The organism is Megasphaera cerevisiae DSM 20462 (assembly GCF_001045675.1).
Lineage (GTDB): Bacteria > Bacillota > Negativicutes > Veillonellales > Megasphaeraceae > Megasphaera > Megasphaera cerevisiae.
On the sequence record NZ_LEKT01000011.1, the window covers coordinates 33,909 to 52,836 of the forward strand.

21 protein-coding genes are annotated in these 18,928 nt (G+C 46.8%); all 21 read right to left on the minus strand.

What is annotated here, in order from left to right; all coding sequences use genetic code 11:
• Positions 1-26: 26 nt before the first annotated feature.
• Positions 27-140, minus strand: a complete 114-nt coding sequence (locus tag AB840_RS16430; RefSeq protein WP_078791721.1) for an ESPR-type extended signal peptide-containing protein — start codon at positions 138-140, stop codon at positions 27-29.
• A gap of 363 nt (positions 141-503) precedes the next feature.
• Positions 504-1,151 carry a redox-sensing transcriptional repressor Rex gene (locus AB840_RS05030; RefSeq protein WP_048513749.1) on the minus strand — a complete coding sequence of 216 codons (648 nt, stop codon included), beginning with the start codon at positions 1,149-1,151 and terminating at the stop codon, positions 504-506.
• 86 nt (positions 1,152-1,237) lie between these two features.
• Positions 1,238-2,512 (minus strand): O-antigen ligase family protein, encoded by a 1,275-nt coding sequence (locus AB840_RS05035; protein ID WP_048513750.1) that lies wholly within the window; start codon positions 2,510-2,512, stop codon positions 1,238-1,240.
• Positions 2,513-2,640: 128 nt separating this feature from the next.
• Entirely contained in the window at positions 2,641-3,945 is a 1,305-nt protein-coding gene (locus AB840_RS05040) for a bifunctional folylpolyglutamate synthase/dihydrofolate synthase (RefSeq protein WP_048513751.1), read from the minus strand.
• 12 nt (positions 3,946-3,957) lie between these two features.
• Entirely contained in the window at positions 3,958-6,621 is a 2,664-nt protein-coding gene (locus AB840_RS05045) for a valine--tRNA ligase (protein ID WP_048513752.1), read from the minus strand.
• Positions 6,618-6,749, minus strand: a complete 132-nt coding sequence (locus tag AB840_RS18070) for a hypothetical protein (RefSeq protein ID WP_268776075.1) — start codon at positions 6,747-6,749, stop codon at positions 6,618-6,620. The genes AB840_RS05045 and AB840_RS18070 overlap by 4 nt, the downstream gene beginning before the upstream one ends.
• 211 nt (positions 6,750-6,960) lie before the next feature.
• Positions 6,961-7,785 carry an NAD(+) diphosphatase gene (gene nudC, locus AB840_RS05050; RefSeq protein WP_048513753.1) on the minus strand — a complete coding sequence of 275 codons (825 nt, stop codon included), beginning with the start codon at positions 7,783-7,785 and terminating at the stop codon, positions 6,961-6,963.
• Positions 7,782-8,699 carry a homoserine kinase gene (gene thrB, locus AB840_RS05055; RefSeq protein WP_048513754.1) on the minus strand — a complete coding sequence of 306 codons (918 nt, stop codon included), beginning with the start codon at positions 8,697-8,699 and terminating at the stop codon, positions 7,782-7,784. Before thrB ends, nudC begins: the two co-directional genes overlap by 4 nt.
• 3 nt (positions 8,700-8,702) lie before the next feature.
• A complete protein-coding gene (locus AB840_RS05060) occupies positions 8,703-9,989 on the minus strand; it encodes a homoserine dehydrogenase (RefSeq protein ID WP_048513755.1) in 1,287 nt (428 codons plus the stop codon).
• Positions 9,990-10,008: 19 nt separating this feature from the next.
• On the minus strand, positions 10,009-10,458 hold the full coding sequence (locus tag AB840_RS05065) for an ACT domain-containing protein (protein WP_048513756.1): 450 nt from the start codon (positions 10,456-10,458) through the stop codon (positions 10,009-10,011).
• Positions 10,455-11,381, minus strand: a complete 927-nt coding sequence (locus tag AB840_RS05070) for an NAD-dependent epimerase/dehydratase family protein (RefSeq protein WP_048513757.1) — start codon at positions 11,379-11,381, stop codon at positions 10,455-10,457. Before AB840_RS05070 ends, AB840_RS05065 begins: the two co-directional genes overlap by 4 nt.
• Positions 11,382-11,409: 28 nt before the next feature.
• Positions 11,410-12,258, minus strand: a complete 849-nt coding sequence (locus tag AB840_RS05075) for a ChbG/HpnK family deacetylase (RefSeq protein ID WP_048513772.1) — start codon at positions 12,256-12,258, stop codon at positions 11,410-11,412.
• A gap of 7 nt (positions 12,259-12,265) precedes the next feature.
• Positions 12,266-13,210: a ribonuclease HIII gene (locus tag AB840_RS05080; protein ID WP_053078140.1), complete on the minus strand. Its 945-nt coding sequence runs from the start codon at positions 13,208-13,210 to the stop codon at positions 12,266-12,268.
• Positions 13,182-13,646, minus strand: coding sequence for a nickel pincer cofactor biosynthesis protein LarC2 (gene larC2, locus AB840_RS05085; RefSeq protein WP_048513758.1), 465 nt, complete (start codon positions 13,644-13,646; stop codon positions 13,182-13,184). Before larC2 ends, AB840_RS05080 begins: the two co-directional genes overlap by 29 nt.
• 4 nt (positions 13,647-13,650) lie before the next feature.
• Entirely contained in the window at positions 13,651-14,418 is a 768-nt protein-coding gene (gene larB / locus AB840_RS05090) for a nickel pincer cofactor biosynthesis protein LarB (protein ID WP_048513759.1), read from the minus strand.
• Between the two features lie 6 nt (positions 14,419-14,424).
• The gene (locus AB840_RS05095; protein WP_048513774.1) at positions 14,425-15,234 is read right to left on the minus strand and encodes a TrmH family RNA methyltransferase; all 810 of its coding nucleotides are present in this window, start codon (positions 15,232-15,234) and stop codon (positions 14,425-14,427) included.
• Positions 15,235-15,320: 86 nt separating this feature from the next.
• Positions 15,321-15,788 (minus strand): ATP synthase subunit B family protein, encoded by a 468-nt coding sequence (locus AB840_RS05100; RefSeq protein WP_048513760.1) that lies wholly within the window; start codon positions 15,786-15,788, stop codon positions 15,321-15,323.
• Positions 15,789-15,800: 12 nt separating this feature from the next.
• Positions 15,801-16,292 (minus strand): pantetheine-phosphate adenylyltransferase, encoded by a 492-nt coding sequence (gene coaD, locus AB840_RS05105; protein WP_048513775.1) that lies wholly within the window; start codon positions 16,290-16,292, stop codon positions 15,801-15,803.
• Between the two features lie 2 nt (positions 16,293-16,294).
• Entirely contained in the window at positions 16,295-16,849 is a 555-nt protein-coding gene (gene rsmD / locus AB840_RS05110) for a 16S rRNA (guanine(966)-N(2))-methyltransferase RsmD (protein WP_048513761.1), read from the minus strand.
• Positions 16,850-16,939: 90 nt separating this feature from the next.
• Positions 16,940-17,557 (minus strand): glycerol-3-phosphate 1-O-acyltransferase PlsY, encoded by a 618-nt coding sequence (gene plsY, locus AB840_RS05115; protein WP_048513762.1) that lies wholly within the window; start codon positions 17,555-17,557, stop codon positions 16,940-16,942.
• Positions 17,554-18,885 carry a ribosome biogenesis GTPase Der gene (gene der, locus AB840_RS05120; protein ID WP_048513763.1) on the minus strand — a complete coding sequence of 444 codons (1,332 nt, stop codon included), beginning with the start codon at positions 18,883-18,885 and terminating at the stop codon, positions 17,554-17,556. Before der ends, plsY begins: the two co-directional genes overlap by 4 nt.
• Positions 18,886-18,928: the final 43 nt, after the last annotated feature.

Sequence of the window (18,928 nt, forward strand, 5' to 3'; positions counted from 1 at the left end):
CAGCCATGTTTGAATACAATAACGGCTTATATATTCTCTTTTATACCCCCCCCCCCCGTATTGAAAGAACCAATAAATTCAGACCCAACGACATAACAATTTCGTGCCGCATTCCACACAATCTTATGTACTTTATTCATAATATACGTCCCCTCTAATAATAGCTATACAGAACTATAATCAAAAAACTTACATATTAATTGCATACGCATCTTTTTTATCCTCATAAAGATTCAAGGCTATTTGATCTTAACCATCCTCGATTTGTATATATCCCCCTTCCATCCTGTATCATAAGTAATCAATAAATATGCTATAAAAGCAAACGTATACAAAAAATATTATTTCATCTTTATTATACCAGTTAAAATAATTTTTTCCAGTATATTTTCGTATACTTTTATTGTTATTCCATAAAATATGCAATAAAATAATATAAAAAAATAAGCCAAGGAAAAGTTCCTTAGCTTATTTCTCTACATACGATGTTGGATCGCAGATTATTACGTTTCCTGTCCCTGCGGCTTATTTGTCAAATAATAAGAAATACGGCTGAGACCGATAGACAAATCTTCCCGGAATACAAAAATATGATCAGGAACACTCAGACGAAGCGGCGCAAAGGATAAAATCCCCTTGATTCCAGCTTCAACCATTTGGTCGGCTACCTGCTGCGCTACTGCTGCCGGAGTGGTAATAATACCAATTTGAATACCTTCACTCTGAATAACTTCTCTCATTTCCACAATAGGTGTCACGACGACCCCACCTACATTTTGGCCAATAATCCGGTGATCCACATCAAACAATCCAGTCGTACGAAAGCCCAGCCGCCCAAAGGTCTTATAGTTAGCCAAGGCCCAGCCTAAATGTCCGATCCCCGCGATACCTACCTTCCAATGCTGCTGTAATCCAATAATTTCTACGATCTGCTGACATAACTCACTTACATAGTACCCGACACCTTTTTTTCCGAAAGCACCAAAGCAGGTCAGATCCTTCCGAATCTGCTCTGGCGTAATGCCCAGCCGTTCACCCAATTTTTCGGAAGAAATAATATCAATTCCCGCATCTTGCAGCAACAATAGGTCCCTGTAGTACAGCGGCAATCTTTCGATGACGGCATCCGATATTGCCTTTTTCTGTCTCATGGATACATCCTCCATTTGTCACTTCAATGTGATTCCATCGTTATTGCCTGAATAAATTTACACAATAATCATACAGACATTATATATCATTGTGAATTATTTCGCAAACTTTTTTTAACATTTTTTTGATATTCTAGAGACATATTTGCAAATATTCCGCACAAAAGCCAAAAAGTAAGTGAAATCTGAGTACTAAATAAATCATAATCACTCATTCCGCTTATGGTAATAGAAACAACAGCGGCCGCCATGCTCATAGCAACAGACCGGTCAAAGGCAGATTCTTTGACATATCGCAAAAAACGCAGAGCATGCCATGCATTACCAAAGAAAAACCACATAAAGAAGAAAAATCCGAGGATGCCCGTTTCCGCAAAAATATTGAGAAACATATTGTGGGCGTGAAAGATAGTGATACCGGCCTGTTGGATCAGTTCATTATATACGGGATACACATATTTAAATGCCCCCCAGCCAATCCCCAGAAAAGGATGATCGGCTATCATGGATACAGCAGCTGTCCACATATCCAAACGCATTGAAACAGAAGTATCGGCCCCACTGTGACTGAAAATAGACAAGAGACGATCCGCTACGCCGCCATGGTAAAAAAATAATATCCCCGGCAGCAGCAGCAGAAGAAGCCATACTCTTTTATCCCATACCAGGCCAAAGAAAAAAACAAGAGCGCAAACACTGATCCAAGCTCCGCGTGAGTATGTCAGAATCAGACACAGCGTCAAAAGAAAAAGCAACCCTAAGTACAGGCCCCGATGCCAGGCATGGCGCGTCCCCAACGTCAGAGACGCTGCCAGTCCCATAAGCATAAGCATAAATGCCGATAACAAATTAGGATTATACAACGTGGAATACATGCGCCGCCGCAGCAGTGGAAAAGCCGAATGATCCACCCATTCCTTGTTGTGCAAAATCAGCATATGCGCATATTGATATAGCCCATACAAGGCCACACAAAAAGCACTCATAAGCATAAAAAACAAGACGAGACGCCGTTCCCTCTCGCCGCGGATAAAAAAGGCTGTCATGGTGTACAGCAAAAAATATTGCAGTACCGTAAATGCATAAAAAGCCGTCCCCATCAGTATATGCGGCGAACCGACGAGAGACAGCAGTGCCGTCAGGGTAAATCCCGCTGCTGGAATAAACAACGCGGTCCTGACGAAGATAAGCTCGTTATGCCGCCACAAATACCACACCGCCTGCAACACCGCCGCAATAAAGAAAGCTTCCATAGCAAACAGATTCAGCGGCATAAAAAACACAGTTCCCAGAAGAGCATACACAACGCGGAGGCGTGCCCGTTCGTGAGAACTGCTTGTCGAATACGTCGTAGGATTCATCACATCGCTCCTTTGACTTCATTATACTGTATTTAAAAAGAAAAAAATAGTAGCCGGTACTCCATAATTCAGAATCAGCACCTAATTGACTGCTGACTGCGAACTGCAAAATACCGGCCGCGTTTTCACTACCACGCCACAGCAAACCGATGCCGAAAATACTGTCTCACTTCTCCTTGAATATACAAGGAGCCGACAATGCAGAGAACCTGCCTATCTGTCACAGCGGCAAAAGCTTTATCCAGTCCTTGTACCAAGCTATCTGCCCAATCAGCCCGGCAGGGAAGCATGGCTGCCATTTGTTCAGGATCAGCCGTGCGCGGCGTCGGGGCCGGCGCGCAAATCACATAGTCCTCCTCGCAAAACAGTTCCTGAACCATCCGAGTATAGTCCTTATCTGCCAAAACCGAGAAAAGAAAAACTCTCTTTCGGTCAGCAAATACCTCTTTATAGGTCCGGCAGAAGGTATCGATGCCTGCGGGATTATGCGCTCCGTCAATAACGACGTCCATACCGCCAGCCTTAAGAATCTGGAACCGTCCGGGCCACTTCACATGCGTTATCCCTGCCTGAAGTGCCGTCCGCGTCAACCTTTTTTCATGACGGGCAACAAGCAGCAACGTCATAATGGCAGCGGCGGCATTACGCCGCTGATGCTGTCCCAAAAGGGGCAGTACGGCTGTGATGGAATATCCATAGGTCTCCCGCACCGTGATCATCTGGCCGCCAGAAGCTGTTTGCCCGGCATTGCCGATAACATCAAAGCTGCGATCCAATGCATACAGCCGGCTGTGTGTATCATATGCCGTCCTGGCAATAACCTGCAAGGCCTCTCCATCTGCTGTCGTGACAACAGGCACGCCTTCCTTAATGATACCGGCTTTATGGACAGCAATTTCCCTGATAGTATTGCCGCAGTATTTCATATGATCCAGCGATACATTGGTAATAACTGATACGACAGGAGTAATAACATTGGTTGAATCAAGCAGTCCGCCAAGACCGACTTCAATAACAGCATACTCCACCTTCCGCCGGGCAAAATACCAAAAAGCCGCTGCCGTAATCATTTCAAATTCTGTAGGCCGTTCTATCCCCTCCAGCACCATAGCTTCCACCGCCAGCGAGATGACTTCCACCGCTTCGGCAAAATCATCCCGGCTGATGTCCTGGCCATTCAGGCTGATGCGTTCTGTATAATTCTCCAAATGCGGTGATGTATACCGGCCAGTACAAATACATGCCTCCGTAAGTCCGCTGGCAATCATGGCGGTTACCGAACCCTTGCCGTTGGTCCCTGTCACGTGAATTGTTTTATATTGATGCTGCGGATTGTTCAGCCGTTTCAGCAAGGCCTCGATCCGTTCCAGTCCCGGTCGTATACCGAATACACTGGCATGTTCCAAATAATATACTGCTTCTTCATATGTCATGGGATTTCCTCTTTACAGTGCTGCCAAGTCTTCCATACGTTTGGTAAGCGACGTCATTTTTTCCGTATACCCGGCTAATTTTTCCTTTTCCTTAGCTACAACCGCATCAGGCGCCTTAGCCAAAAATCCCGGATTGGATAATTTTTTGTTGAGACGGTCAATTTCCGCTTCCAATTTAGCCTGTTCCTTTTGGACCCGGGCTGTTTCTTTTTCCACATCAATCAAATCCTTGAGCTGCAGGTATATTTCAATGCCCGGTACGACGGCTACAACCGCATTTTCCGGCTTAGAATCTGCCGGCGTGAGAAGCGTAACCTTGTCGGCAAAGGCCAGCGTATGGAAATAGGCCTCATAGGTCCGCAGCACACTGGCCATGCGATCATCAGCGGGCACCATCGTAACCGGCGCCTTTTTTCCCATGGGCACGTTTGATTCGGCACGCATATTGCGGATTCCTTTGATGGCTTCCATCATCGTGTTCATCGTCGCCGCATCACTGACAAAATCCCATTGCAGCTGCGCCTGCGGCCAGGGGGCCACCATAATCGTTTCCCCCTCATGCGGCAAATGCTGCCACAAATGTTCCGTAACAAAAGGCATAAACGGGTGAAGCATTTCCAGCGTATGAGTCAGTACATATACAAGAACATACTGAGCCGTCCGCTTGCTTTGTTCATCATCCGACTTGTACAGGCGCTGCTTTGCCAATTCGATATACCAGTCGCAGTAGGAATTCCAGATAAAGTTATATACGGCATCGGCCGCATCTCCTAATTCAAATGTATCAATATCTGACGTAACCTTGCGGACGGTATCATTGAAAGAGGCTAAAATCCAGCGGTCAGCCAGGGTCAGATTCGTATCCTGCGGTACGAAGGATGCATCATAATCCGTAAGGTTCATGATAACAAACTTTGACGCATTCCATATCTTGTTTGCAAAGTTGCGATTCGCTTCGACTCGTTCCATATAGAAGCGCATGTCGTTACCCGGGGTGTTTCCTGTAACCAGCGTAAAACGCAGCGCATCGGCACCATATTCTTCGCAGACGCCCAGCGGATCAATGCCATTGCCCAGGGATTTACTCATCTTGCGACCCTGGCTGTCACGAACCAGGCCATGAATAAATACATGTTCAAAAGGAATATCCTTCATAAATTCGCAGGTCATAAACATCATACGGGCTACCCAGAAGAAAATGATGTCATATCCTGTCACCAGCACGCTCGTCGGGAAAAACCGTTTAAGGTCAGCGGTTTCATCGGGCCAACCCATCGTTGAAAAAGGCCAAAGTGCCGAGCTGAACCATGTATCCAGTACATCCGGATCCTGATGGATATGCTTGCTGTGGCAATGGGGGCATTCCGTCAGATCGGTCCGGCTGACAGAGGTTTCGCCGCAATCATCGCAGTACCATGCCGGTATCTGGTGACCCCACCAAAGCTGCCGGGAAATGCACCAATCGTGCACGTCTTCCAGCCAATGATTATACGTTTTGGCAAAGCGGTCAGGAACAAATTTGGTTTCGCCGTCGGCAACAGCCTTCAATGCAGCCTTGGTAAGCGGTTCCATTTTAACGAACCATTGCTTGGTCGAAAACGGTTCGATCGTCGTTTTACACCGTGAGCAATGGCCGACAGCATGCTCCAATTCTTCTACATGATCCAGCAGTCCCAGCTCTTGCAAATCTGCAACAACAGCCTTGCGGCATTCTTCACGAGTCATGCCTTCATAGTTAGTCCCGGCACTTTCGTTCATCGTCCCATCGAGATTCATGATCATGATAGATTCCAGTTGATGGCGCTGGCCCATTTCAAAGTCATTCGGGTCGTGGGCCGGTGTGATTTTCACTGCGCCTGTACCGAATTCCGGATCGACGTAATCATCAGCAATGATTTTTGCCTCTCTATTTACCAGCGGAATGACGACTTTCTTGCCGATATATTTTTTAAAGCGTTCGTCATTCGGATTAACCGCTACTGCCGTATCGCCCATAATCGTTTCCGGACGGGTCGTGGCAATCATAATATAATCATCTTCCCCAATAATGGGGTATGTAACATACCACAAATGCCCCTGTACATCAGAATGATCAACTTCGATATCACTCAGCGCGGTATGGCAGTGAGGGCACCAGTTGGTAATGCGCTGGCCTTGATAAATAAGGCCCTGTTCGTATAGAGATACAAAAACTTCTCGGACCGCTCTGGCACAGACATCATCCATAGTAAAACGCTTACGGCTCCAATCACAGGATGAACCCAGACGGCGAACTTGCTTTTCAATCCGGCTGCCATATTGTTCCTTCCAGGCCCATACATGCTTGAGAAATTCTTCACGGCCAATGTCATAGCGCGTCTTGCCTTCTTCCTTGGCAAGCTGCTGTTCTACTTTTACCTGTGTGGCAATACCGGCATGATCTGTTCCGGGAATCCATGCAACATTATAGCCTTCCATTCGCTTGAATCGCACAAGAATATCCTGCAGCGTATTATCCAGCGCATGTCCCATGTGCAGCTGCCCTGTCACGTTTGGCGGCGGCATGACGATGCTGAACGGTTTTCGTGAAGGATCAGGTTCCTGATGAAAATATCCATTTCTTTCCCAAAAATCATACCATTTCATTTCAATATCATTCGGAGCATATCCTGACAAGCTTTGCTTATTCCATTTCATACAAATTCCTCCTGCCAATAAAAAAAGCGTTCCCTCATCCCAAGGGCATTTCCCTTAGGACGAAAGAACGCTACATCTTCCGCGGTACCACCTAATTTGCCGCAGCAATACTGCGACCACTTTGTCATGCAGATAACGGTGCTTCCGGGCAGGCCTTGCCTCCTGCCGGCTCACGGGTGACATGCCGCACTCCCCTTCGGACATCCTTTCACCATTCGGACATCTCTCTGTGCCAGGACTTTTGCAGCTTCTTCCGCTCTTTGCCTTTGTATTGGTAATCATTCTAACAATTTTAGCAGTACTTGTCAACCACGGACACTGCCAAATATAGTTTCAGAACTATAAAATTCCCGTTTTAAACAACGTCATCATTTCCATCGTCAGGCTTGCCTTTTCTGGATCATCAGGCAATTCCTCCCGTTCAACCCAGCGAGCCACAGCCAATTCATCGTGATCTACGTGCAGCGTGTCATCACCGTCCAAATCGCAAAAAAAGCCGAACAGCAGCGTATCGGTAAAACACCATGGCTGGCTTTTATAAAACTGCAGATTTTTCACTTTGACTCCGACTTCCTCCATCACTTCACGATGTACAGTATCTTCAATCATCTCCCCGATTTCAGCAAAACCGGCAATAAGAGCCGCCCGTTTATATTCACGGCCGGCATACTTGGAAATAAGAAGGCGGCTGCCGTTGCGCACAGCTACGATAACGGCCGGACAGATACGCGGATACATCATGGTATGACAGTGATCACAGTATACCATTCGTTCCGTACGGCTATGCTCCATAGGTCGTCCGCATTGCCCGCAAAAACGGTGATTCATGTACCAGCCTGCCAGAGATAATCCGGCTACACCGGCAAAAGCCTGAAAGCGAGGTTCAGCAGCGCGCAGAAAATTAATAGGCACATAGGAAAAGCCGTGCCCTTCCGGCAGCGGCTGCTCCGCCCAGAAGTACTGTTCCTCATCCTCCCGGAACAGCCAGCGGAATGCCTTACCTGCCTGGTCCGGAAAGTCGGAAAGGCGCGGAAATATCAGGTGTCCGCCCTCCGTTTTAACAAGAACGCTGCGTCCGTCATAGGACAGCAGTATTCCCCGATCCGTCAAGAAAACAGGCCGATATTCATTATGATAGGTATGTGGTCCGATATCTTGTATCATGGAATAATCCTGGCTCCTTCATTGCTGCATTTGAGAATATGCCCTTCTGCTTCAACACCATGGGCACTGAAGGCATGGATCATAGCATGCATGATATGATCCTCCTGCCCTGCCGCAAAAGCAATCAGCGTCGATCCGGACCCGCTGATCGTAGCGCCAAGAGCCCCTGCATTGACAGCTGCCTGCAGCACATCCGAGCCGCCCGGAATAAGCCGGATACGATATGGAACGTGAAGACGATCCTGCAGCCCGTATTGAAGCCGGTCATATTGTTTTGTAAATAATGACGATATGAGAAAACTGACCCGGCTTACATTAAATACAGCACTTTGATATTCTATCGTTTTCGGAAGGGCCTGACGGGCTTTTTCCGTCGATACTTCTATCTGCGGACTGACTGTGACAAAGGACAGATCTTCCTCGATAGGAATAGAGTTGGTCATCGTCCGGCCATCTACCATAATAGATACAGCCAGGCCACCGTACAGCGCCGGCGCCACGTTATCGGGATGCCCCTCCATAACGGTTGCCAGCGACAACATATCCTCTTTCGTCATTTTAGAACCAGTCAAGGCATTTCCCAGAATAATACCGCCAATAAGAGCCGCCGAGCTGCTGCCGAGACCGCGGCTGGGCGGAATACGGTTCACAAGACGCAGCGTACCGCCCTTGGGAAGGAACTGACGATTTTTAACGGCTACGGCCTTCATCGCCTGGCCAACGAGATTGTCATCGAAACAAGTGGGAATAGAGTCCTGCCCCAGTCCCTCTAATGTAATGACAATTTCCTGCCGGTCTGGTTCTTCCGTAAAATACATGTCGTTATAGAATGCCAGAGCAATACCTACGGCATCAAATCCAGACCCCAGATTGGCTGACGTGGCCGGGATTTGTACGTGCAGCTGTGTTGTCATCTTTTACACCTCGATTACGCGAATCGCATTCGCAACTTTACGAACACAAGACAGAGATTCGATTTTTTGCAGAGATTCCTTGACCAGCCCGTCAGATGAACTGTCAATGAGGATAACGATTTCTGCGATTTCCGTAGTTTCATCCTTTTGCAGCAGAGAACGAATACTGATATTATAATCCGCAAGAACACGGGAAATGCCTGCCAATACACCAGGCGCATTGTTGACGACCATGCGCAGATAATACGGCGCACAGATACTGCTTTGATTTTTCAGCTTAACTTCATGCCATACGAATTCCCGCTGCCCAGTAATATTGATATTAAAATGAAGAATGACGTTCATCACATCGCTAACGACAGCACTGGCCGTGGGAAGCGAGCCCGCTCCCTGTCCGTACATCATGACATCGCCGACACAGTTGCCCCGGACAAAAACAGCATTATAAGCCCCGCCGACATTTGCCAAAGGATGTCCTTTGCGGATAAAGCTGGGATGAACATTGAGAGAAATACCATCATCATCCTGACGGGCAATGGCCAGCAGTTTAATGACATAGCCCATTTCAGTAGCATGACGAATATCCTCCTGGGTAATATTTTCAATACCTTCTACAGTAACATCATTGAAGGTAACTGCCGAATGAAAACCCAAGGTCGCCAGAATAGCAATTTTACGGGCCGCATCATAGCCGCTCACATCATTGGTCGGATCTGCTTCTGCATAGCCTTTTTCCTTTGCCTCTTCCAAGGCGTCTTCATAAGACATGCCCTTTTCGGTCATGTTAGACAAAATATAATTGGTCGTGCCATTCATAATGCCAATAATTTCTTCGATAATATTACTGTTGAGAGAAGAATACATAGGCCGCACGATGGGAATGCCGCCGGCTACGCTGGCTTCGAACTGGAAGTCTGCATTATGCTCCTGAGACAGCTTGAGCAGCGGAATCCCATAATCTGCAATCAAATCTTTATTGGCGCTGACAACACTTTTTTTTCGCTTGAAGCATTCTTCAATGCATTCCTTGGCAAAATCGGCGCTGCCCATTACTTCTACGACGATTTCAACATCATCATCATTGATGATATCATCGAAATTGGTCGTGAGCATAATAGGTTCAGGCAAATCCATACTTTCATATTTCTGCAAGTCCCGGATAAGAACCCATTTGATCGTAATTTTGGTTTTCAGCTGTTCCTCAATAAGCGGCCCGTTCATCGCCAGTAAATCGATGACCCCTTTTCCAACAGTGCCGCAGCCCAATAACGCAATCGAAACATTTCTCATGACCGTTCCCCCTTTATAATTATGCCTGTCCGATAATTTCCACCTTACTGACGCCGGACAGTTTTTCCAATTTTTTTATCAGCTCTTCCACCGGAATTTTCATTCCTTTGGTTTCTATAGATATACTCACATCCGCCATTCCCTGGAGAGGTATGCCCTGATTAATCGTCAAAATACTGCCGTTGCTGACAGCAACCGTATTTAACACTTGGGACAATTCTCCCGGCTTGTCAAAAATCATGACGGCAATCGTCACGATTTTCCCTTGCGTAACATCGTAAAAAGGAAACACATAATCCTTGTATTTATAATAGGCACTGCGGCTCAAATCCATCATGTGTACGGCTTCATTGATTGTTTTCGTCTGATGAAGTTTGAGAATTTCCTTTACACGGATCGTTTTTTTGATCGCCTCAGGCAGGATGTCCTCACGAACTAAATAATATTTGCGGCTGCTGTCTTCTTTCAATGCAATTCCTCCCCTGCAAAATAGGTATATGTAGACATTAATCCGGGCAGCAGTTTCGTAGCAGGACGCCAATGCAGCACTTCTTCTGCCTTGCTGTTATCCAGGGCCGAGCGATATATATCGCCAGGACGCGCCGCTTCGTACGAAACGGATACACCCGACTGAGAAAAATAACACAATATCTCCTTTAAAGCATTGACCGTCGTTTCAATCTTCGTGCTGATGTTATAAATACCAGGCGCTGCTGCCTTCATAGCCGCCACATTAGCCAGGGCAACATCTTTTACATAAATAAAATCACGCGATTGATTGCCGTCACCAAACACGGCCAGTTCATGTCCTTTAGCCAGCGCCTTGGAAAAGATGTAGACCACACCGCCTTCACCATGACTCCCCTGCCGTTCACCATACACATTCGAATATCGCAGAATAGCATAGGATAATCCAAAAATATCGTGATAAAGCTGTATATACCGTTCAGCCGTCACCTTTGTCAAACCGTAAAAGGATTCAGGCCGCAGCGGTTCCCCCTCCCGGATTGGGACATGTGGATTATCCCCATATACAGCCGCCGATGATGAAAAAATAATTTTTTTCACATTATACTGACAGCATAGCTCCAAAACATGCAGGAGTCCCATAATATTCAGGTCAGCATCCTCCATAGGATGTTCAATCGAGTAAGGCACCATAGTTTGCGCCGCTTCATGAAAAACGATTTGAAACTGCCCGCTGGCAAATACACGATCCATATTTTCCCTGTCGCGAATATCTATATTATAAAATACAGCCTGCGGATTCAGATTATGGCTGCTGCCGGTGCTTAGATTATCCACAACGGTAACACAATGCCCCTCCTGAATAAGCACATCGGTCAAATGGGATCCAATAAATCCAGCTCCGCCTGTTATTAATATATTCAAGTCGTATCACTCCTTGTATTACGATTTCTTACGGCAAAGCTCCATAATGAACCAGCTCCGTCTTTTTCTGCTCTATAAGCCGGCGTATATCCGGAGACATGAGAGCATGAAATTCATCTTCCCAATGATACCCCCATGAAAAATGCTGTGAAAGGACGCCCGTACTGATTCCGGGATGCACCATAATTTCATGTATGCCAAAGGGCATTTTTTTGATAATATACGCCAAATTAGTTTTTGTCATATGTCCGCCGTCGACCATGCCCCAAAAATAATCCGTTGTCGTAAAATTCAAACGCCGCACATCCTTCATCGCCCGGCGTGCCAAGCAGGTCAAACCGTCCCGTCCCATGACCCGTACCGGATTGGCCGTCATAACCTTAAAGGAACAGAGCTCACGGGGAATACGCAGGCGATGCAGTTCATATTTCTTCATGAGAGCCTGTACAATCGCCCAAACCGGCGGCAGCACATGAAGATGCTGATGACTGTCTACATGCGTAATATGCAAGCCCAGAGACATAATTTTTTCCATCTGAGCATCGAGTTCACGGTATACCTGCCCATAATCAATCTGCCCTGTGCAGGATTTTTTTATAAATGCCGCATAGCTTTCTGGAAACAGACCATCCGCCCCAGTAAGAGACGGCACCTCCTGCGGCGAAAGAACCGGCGGCAGGCTGCCGACAAGGCATAAGTGAATACCAATACCAAGCTCTGGACATTGCCGGGCCAATTGTACGGCTTCGTCAAAAGCCGGTCCCGACGCCAACAGCGAAGTACTGGTCAATACACCATGACGGCAGGCTTCTGTGACGGCATGATTTACGTCCGTATGTATGCCGAAATCATCGGCATTAATAATAATTCTGTTCATACTAATATCACCGCAAAAAATCAAAGGTTTTAAAATTAAGCTTGCCTACATCCGCAAGCCTGCTGTCGCCATAGGCATCCCGAAATGTCCGAATCGTCTCCTCAATCCGCAAAAAAGCCCCCTTGGGAAACGTCATGCCATAGTGATCAGACAATGCAGCCATAGCATCGACAAACGCCTGTCTGGCAAGAATAGACGCGGCTGCTACCGCCGCATCCCGTTCTCCCCTGGGCACCTGTATAATCTGATGAGATGCGGCCTCAGCACGAAGCCCCGACAGAACATACTCATCCTTACCGAACTTATCGACTATTATACATGGACATTCGTATTTTGACAATAGTACATGGATATTACCGGCATGCAGATTTCCTAATAAATGGTTTAAATTTTTATGATCTGCCCGCAGCATTTCATATTGTATATTATATTCTTTCGGCATAAGAACCCGGATAACACAGCGACTTCCCAGCATATCAGAAATAGCCGGTGCCAAGCGCGCAATAGTCTTATCCGTCAATAATTTGCTGTCACACACCCCCATGCGCTGCAGTTTTTTTTCTTCTTCAGACGTAATCAAACAAGCCGCTCCAACTAACGGGCCAAAGACGTCTCCCTTGCCCGATTCATCACAGCCGATCCACCGCTGCACATCAGCCGGCCGAATACCTCCTGCCAGGGGTACCGCAATTCCTGACGCAGACCCGGCTTCCGGCATCGTCTCCCCTGACGCGAGCCTGCGTATCAGCAGCTTCAGCGGACTGTCCTTTCCCTGCACGACGACAGATATGCCTTTTTTACCGTGATAAAAATTGACTGTCGCTTCCTCACCTGACACCATGCAGACAATCTGATGTCCGTAATTAATGTCCTTTTCCCGTGAACAGTGTACCTGATGTGCAGACAGTTCTTTTTTAAACTGCTCAATCCTGTTTGCTAATTGTATATCCATATTGCGCATATGCCTCTTCTTTTACTTTTCTCTGCCATTCCTTGATTGGTTTTCCCGTTCGTACGGCTGCTGCACGGCAATCATCGTATTCAGCTGAAATATTCGTTATGCATCCTTTATACGAACATATTTTGCAGTGCAGCTCCGCTCCATCGACAAGAACAGTTTTGATCTCTCTGTCACAGATCGCACGCTGTACAGGAAAATACCGGGCACCGACGGACGTTGTCTCGGAAAAAACAATCTCCAGAATCGTATCCAGCCTTTCCTCCGTACACAATACACACAGCATCGACGCCATGCGTCCCTTTTTCATCATCACAGGAACGGCCCACACATCATTTGCATGCGCCTCCAGAATGCGGGAAAACACATATTCCATATTCTGAGGATTCATATCATCGATATTGGTTTCTACCTGCCACAGCACATCCATGATCTCACCTCATCCCGTTGATAATCCCTGCCATGCGGCCTGCGCCGAAGCCGTTATCAATATTGACAACGGAGACACCAGAAGCACAACTGTTCAGCATTGCCAGCAGTGCTGACAAGCCATGAAAATTGGCCCCGTAGCCGATACTAGTCGGAACCGCAATCACCGGCTTATCCACAAGTCCGCCAACCACGCTGGCCAAAGCACCCTCCATGCCGGCTACGACAATATTGACATTAGCCTTCCGGATTTCCTCACAATGAGCCAGAAGCCGGTGCAGGCCGGCCACCCCGACATCGTAAATTCGCTGTACCTTATTTCCCATGATTTCAGCTGTCAGGGCAGCCTCCTCAGCAATAGGAATATCACTGGTCCCGGCTGTAATAACAGCAATAATCCGATCGCCGTTGATGGGTGTCTTATCGGTAAACTGATAAACCATACGCGACAAGTCATCATACTGTACGGCAGGAAAATCGGGAGCCAGTTTTTCATAGACCTCCCGGGAGGCTCTCGTACCAATAACATTCGTATATTTGTTCATAAGGGCGCTCAAAATCCGGACAGATTGTCCCACTGTCTTGCCGGCACAATATACGACCTCCGGAAAGCCGCACCGTTCCTTCCGTTCTAAATCGATCTGAGCAAAACCCAAATCCATAATGCGACCTGTCTCATGCTGGGCCGCTTCATGTTTCAAAGCAGTCTCAGCCTCCTGCAAAGACAGTCCACCCTCTTTATATTGCTGCAAAATCGTTGAAATTTCATTCATCCCTGTTTACTCCTTAAATCCATTTATTTCCCATGCTTTGTATAATACAATACCTACAGACATAGATAGATTTAATGATTCCGTATTCCTGTGCATGGGAATCGTAAGAATATCATCACACATATCAAGAAATCCGGCACTCAGACCATTCCCCTCATTTCCGAAAGCCAAAACGACCGGACACGTGTAATCAGACGCCGCATACACAACAGTTCCCTGCGGTGCCGTTCCGGCAAGCCTGCGGCCGGAAGCATGGCAAAAATCCAATACTTCTCTTTCAGTTACATTCTGTACGATAGGAACCTTGAAGATAGCCCCCATAGCGCTGCGTATTGTTTTATCATTATATACATCGACGCTGTCCTCGCCAAAGAAAACAGCCGCCGCACCCGCTGCCGCAGCCGTGCGAAGTACCGTTCCGGCATTCCCCGGATCCTGGACCGCCTGCAGATATACAACCGGCTTTTGCGGCGCAAGGACTGGCAGAGAAACTAATGTCTGTGAAAAAAAAGGCAGCACGGCAGCAATCCCCTGCGGCGATTTCGTATCCTTCAGCTTATCATACACGCTGTCTGTCACGGCATAAAAGGTCCATCCCAGAGACAGGCCTTTTTCATACAAAGCGGGAAAGCGTTCATGCTGCTGTCCCCGCGGTGAAATAAAACACAAGGCATCGTATATTTCATTATCGGCGGCATCGCTGACAACACGCATTCCTTCAACAAATATCCGTTGCTGGAGCAGGCGGCCTTTTTTTTGTTTCAGTGAGCAAGCCAGCTTAATCCATTGATTCTCCCGAGAGGTAATTTCATCCATACGTTCTCCTTTTTCTGTATCTAACTTAAATACGTGCAATACCCCTCCGGATATTGCACGTATTCAACATAGCCTGATGCGGCCTTTTATTTCTTGTTCTTATCCTGGTGGTTGGACTGAAGGAGGCTGTCCCGGTTTTGCTTGATACTGGACAAGGTCTTGTCCAACGTAGTTTCTACATATTTGAGAACATCGCCGGCATACGTAATAGAACTGCTTTTCAATTCCTCTGAAGACTGATTTGCATTCTGAATGATCTGATTGGCATGTTCCTGCGCCTGGCGCACCAGCTCGCTTTCTTCCGTCAGCTTTGCAATATAATCCTTAGCCTGCGCCACCATGCTGTCCGCATGATGCTGCGCATCCGAAATAATCTTATCTCTTTCCGCCAATACTTTTTTTGACTGTTCCAGCTCACTTGGCATAGATTCCTTCAAATCATCAATGATCTGGAGAAGTTCTTCCTCTTCAATCATCTTTTTGTTTGTAAAAGGCATCTTTGATGCATTCATTACCAAGCTTTCCAAATCTTCTAATAATTTATCTGAATTCATTGTACTCCACTCCTATGCCTTATATTTATCTTTGAACTTATTTTTTAATTTCGCTTCTACGTAATCCGGCACTAAATTATCTAATTTGCCGCCAAAACAAGCCAATTCACGGATCCCGGTAGAACTGATATAGGAATACTGCGTATTGGTCATAATAAAGACCGTTTCAATATCCGGTTCTACCTTTTTCATGAGTAAAGCACGCTGAAATTCATATTCAAAATCGCTGAGGGCCCGCAAGCCCCGTATGATAATAGTTGCACCATGTTCAACAGCATATTGATTAAGCAGCCCGTTAAAGCTGACAACTTCAATATTGGAAATGTGCCTCGTTGTCTCCCGCAGCATCATTTCCCGTTCCTCCATAGTAAACAGCGGTTTTTTCGACGGATTTTCAAACACAGCGATAATGAGTTTGTCAACCAGCTTGCTGCCTCGTTCAAATATATCAATATGTCCGTTTGTTACAGGATCAAAACTGCCGGGACAGATTCCGATTCGCACCATTAAACTCCTTCCTGATGACTGCGTATAAAGGTAATACGCGTATCCTTCCCATAGGATTTTTCTCTGATGATCTCATACAATGGATTGTCAGGTATTTCTTCATTCCTACTGTGTTCCATGAGGATCAGACCACCAGAAGACAGCAAACCATATTGACATATTAAAACAATTGTATCGTTCACCAAATTTTTATTATACGGCGGGTCGGCAAAAATGTATTGAAAGGTCCGGCCCTTCAACCTGGCAAGAGCCCGTCCGGACTCCATGCCATACACTTCATACCTGCTGCCAAAACTGCACAACTCCGCATTCTGCCGGATAAGCCGCGGCGTATGATGATCAACAAATACGCAGGACGCCGCACCGCGGCTCAACGCCTCCAGTCCCAGCGCGCCCGTACCGGCAAAGATATCCAGTACAGCTGCTCCTTCCCAGGTACAACCTGCCAATATATTAAAAAGGCTTTCTCTGGTTCTATCCAATGTCGGACGCGTCAGCATGCCCTTCGGCGATTTCAACGTTCTTCCCTTCGCACTGCCGGATATGATTCTCACATGATCACCTGCTCGTACATAATTAATTATACACGTTTTTTTTTACATATCAAATACAAAATTATAAAATACACGCAAAGACAAAGACGCTTACGGTTTCTTGATCCGTTCCACCTTGAGTTCCCGGCCCTGCAAAAGACGAACTATATTATCTTTATGTCTCACGACCACCAGAAGCGCCGCCAAAAATCCAAACACAGTGACTGGCAAAGGCTCACCGAAGCAATACATCGTCACCGGAACCAATGCCGCCGCAACAATAGAACCCAAGGACACGATGCGCGTAATCCCTACAATAACGCACCATATGGCAAAAACAATAAGTGTTTCCCATGGCGCCAGAAAAAGGATCACGCCCAGACCGGTAGCTACTCCCTTGCCACCCTTAAATTGCAAAAAAACAGAGCACGAATGTCCTATGATTGCCAGCAGACCACCGGCAATCATCATGTATATCTGATATTCCGGAAGCCACAGGGCCCCGCCAACCTGCCCCATATACACGCCGAACAGCCCTTTGCAGATATCCAGTATCAGAACGGCCAACCCTCCGGCTGCACCAAACACTCTATACGCATTCGTTGCGCCCGTATTATGACTGCCATACTGACGCGGATCGGTATGATAAACCAGCTTGCCGATAACCAGCCCACTGGGAAAAGAACCTGCGGCATAGGCCGCAAAAAGGCATAGCAGCCCAATCATCATACATCCTCACTCTCCCTTTTGCCACGCAGGATCAACCGGATAGGCGTCCCTTCAAAGCCAAAGGTTTCCCGCAGTTTATTTTCTAAAAAGCGCAGATACGAAAAATGCATAAGCTGCGGTTCATTGACAAATAAAATAAATGTCGGCGGCTGGACCGAAGCCTGTGTCATATAATAAATTTTCAAAAGCTTGCCGCTTTTAGCCGGCGGCGGATTAGTCAGCTGCGCATCCTCAATCAGTTCGTTGAGCACACTGGTAGAAACTCGCATATGCTGCTGTTCTGAAACAAATTTGACCATATCAGCCAATCGATTGACACGCTGCTTGGTCAGCGCGGAAGCAAACAAAATGGGTGCATATTGGAGAAAAGCCAGTTCCCTGCGAATATCCTCTTCATATTTCTGACTCGTTTTACTATCCTTGGTGACAAGATCCCATTTATTGACAACAATGATGCATCCCTTGCCAGCCTCATGCACATAGCCGGCAATTTTCTTATCCTGCTCGGTCACGCCCTCCGTCCCATCAATAAGCAAGACGGCAACATCAGACCGGTCTACCGCCCGCAGTGCCCGAACCACACTGTACCGTTCTACAGGAAGATCAATCTTTGCCTTACGCCGCATGCCCGCCGTATCAATAAGGACAAACTCCGAGCCTTCGTAGTTCCAATGCGTATCAATAGAATCCCGCGTCGTACCGGGAACATTGCTGACAATAACCCGTTCCTGTCCAAGCAGTGCGTTCGTCAGGGAGGATTTTCCTACATTCGGCCGTCCCACAAGAGCAATATGGATCGTATCGTCATCCTCTTCCTGCAGCGGCACCTTCTTGATATATTTCAAAACCTCATCCAAAAGATCGCCCAGATTCATGAGATTGACTGCCGAAACGCCGATAGGATCTCCCAGCCCCAATCCATAAAATTCATACATATTCATTTCCTGTTCCACATTGTCAATTTTATTGACAACAAGCAAAACGGGCTTCCCGCATGAACGAAGGAGATTGGCAATCTCCTGATCCTGCGGCTGGATACCCATTTTACCGTCAACGACATATAAAATAACGTCGGCTTCACGAATAGCCAGCTCCGCCTGATAGCGCATACTGCTAAAAATATGGTTGTCCGAATCGACAAATTCGATACCGCCCGTATCAATCATAGTAAATTCCTGCCCCAGCCATTCCGCATCAAAATAAATACGATCTCTGGTTACACCTGGGATATCCTCCACAATGGAGATGCGTTTTTTGACGATGGCGTTGAACAATGTCGATTTGCCGACGTTAGGTCTTCCTACGACGGCGACTAATGGTTTATACATATATTCCTGACCTTTCACAATAGACGAAAAAAGGATAACCGGT

Excerpts from the sequence above, each read along its gene's own strand:
- AB840_RS05035 (WP_048513750.1), bottom strand. The coding sequence starts at position 2,512 with ATGAATCCTACGACGTATTCGACAAGCAGTTCTCACGAACGGGCACGC.
- plsY (WP_048513762.1), bottom strand. The coding sequence starts at position 17,557 with ATGATGATTGGGCTGCTATGCCTTTTTGCGGCCTATGCCGCAGGTTCT.
- AB840_RS05095 (WP_048513774.1), bottom strand. The coding sequence starts at position 15,234 with ATGGATGAAATTACCTCTCGGGAGAATCAATGGATTAAGCTGGCTTGC.
- AB840_RS05045 (WP_048513752.1), bottom strand. The coding sequence starts at position 6,621 with ATGAAATGGAATAAGCAAAGCTTGTCAGGATATGCTCCGAATGATATT.
- AB840_RS05040 (WP_048513751.1), bottom strand. The coding sequence starts at position 3,945 with ATGACATATGAAGAAGCAGTATATTATTTGGAACATGCCAGTGTATTC.
- AB840_RS05060 (WP_048513755.1), bottom strand. The coding sequence starts at position 9,989 with ATGAGAAATGTTTCGATTGCGTTATTGGGCTGCGGCACTGTTGGAAAA.
- nudC (WP_048513753.1), bottom strand. The coding sequence starts at position 7,785 with ATGATACAAGATATCGGACCACATACCTATCATAATGAATATCGGCCT.
- larC2 (WP_048513758.1), bottom strand. The coding sequence starts at position 13,646 with ATGGATGTGCTGTGGCAGGTAGAAACCAATATCGATGATATGAATCCT.
- AB840_RS05030 (WP_048513749.1), bottom strand. The coding sequence starts at position 1,151 with ATGAGACAGAAAAAGGCAATATCGGATGCCGTCATCGAAAGATTGCCG.
- der (WP_048513763.1), bottom strand. The coding sequence starts at position 18,885 with ATGTATAAACCATTAGTCGCCGTCGTAGGAAGACCTAACGTCGGCAAA.
- AB840_RS18070 (WP_268776075.1), bottom strand. The coding sequence starts at position 6,749 with ATGACAAAGTGGTCGCAGTATTGCTGCGGCAAATTAGGTGGTACCGCG.
- AB840_RS05080 (WP_053078140.1), bottom strand. The coding sequence starts at position 13,210 with ATGGATATACAATTAGCAAACAGGATTGAGCAGTTTAAAAAAGAACTG.
- AB840_RS16430 (WP_078791721.1), bottom strand. The coding sequence starts at position 140 with ATGAATAAAGTACATAAGATTGTGTGGAATGCGGCACGAAATTGTTAT.
- AB840_RS05100 (WP_048513760.1), bottom strand. The coding sequence starts at position 15,788 with ATGAATTCAGATAAATTATTAGAAGATTTGGAAAGCTTGGTAATGAAT.
- thrB (WP_048513754.1), bottom strand. The coding sequence starts at position 8,699 with ATGACAACACAGCTGCACGTACAAATCCCGGCCACGTCAGCCAATCTG.
- AB840_RS05075 (WP_048513772.1), bottom strand. The coding sequence starts at position 12,258 with ATGAACAGAATTATTATTAATGCCGATGATTTCGGCATACATACGGAC.
- larB (WP_048513759.1), bottom strand. The coding sequence starts at position 14,418 with ATGAATGAAATTTCAACGATTTTGCAGCAATATAAAGAGGGTGGACTG.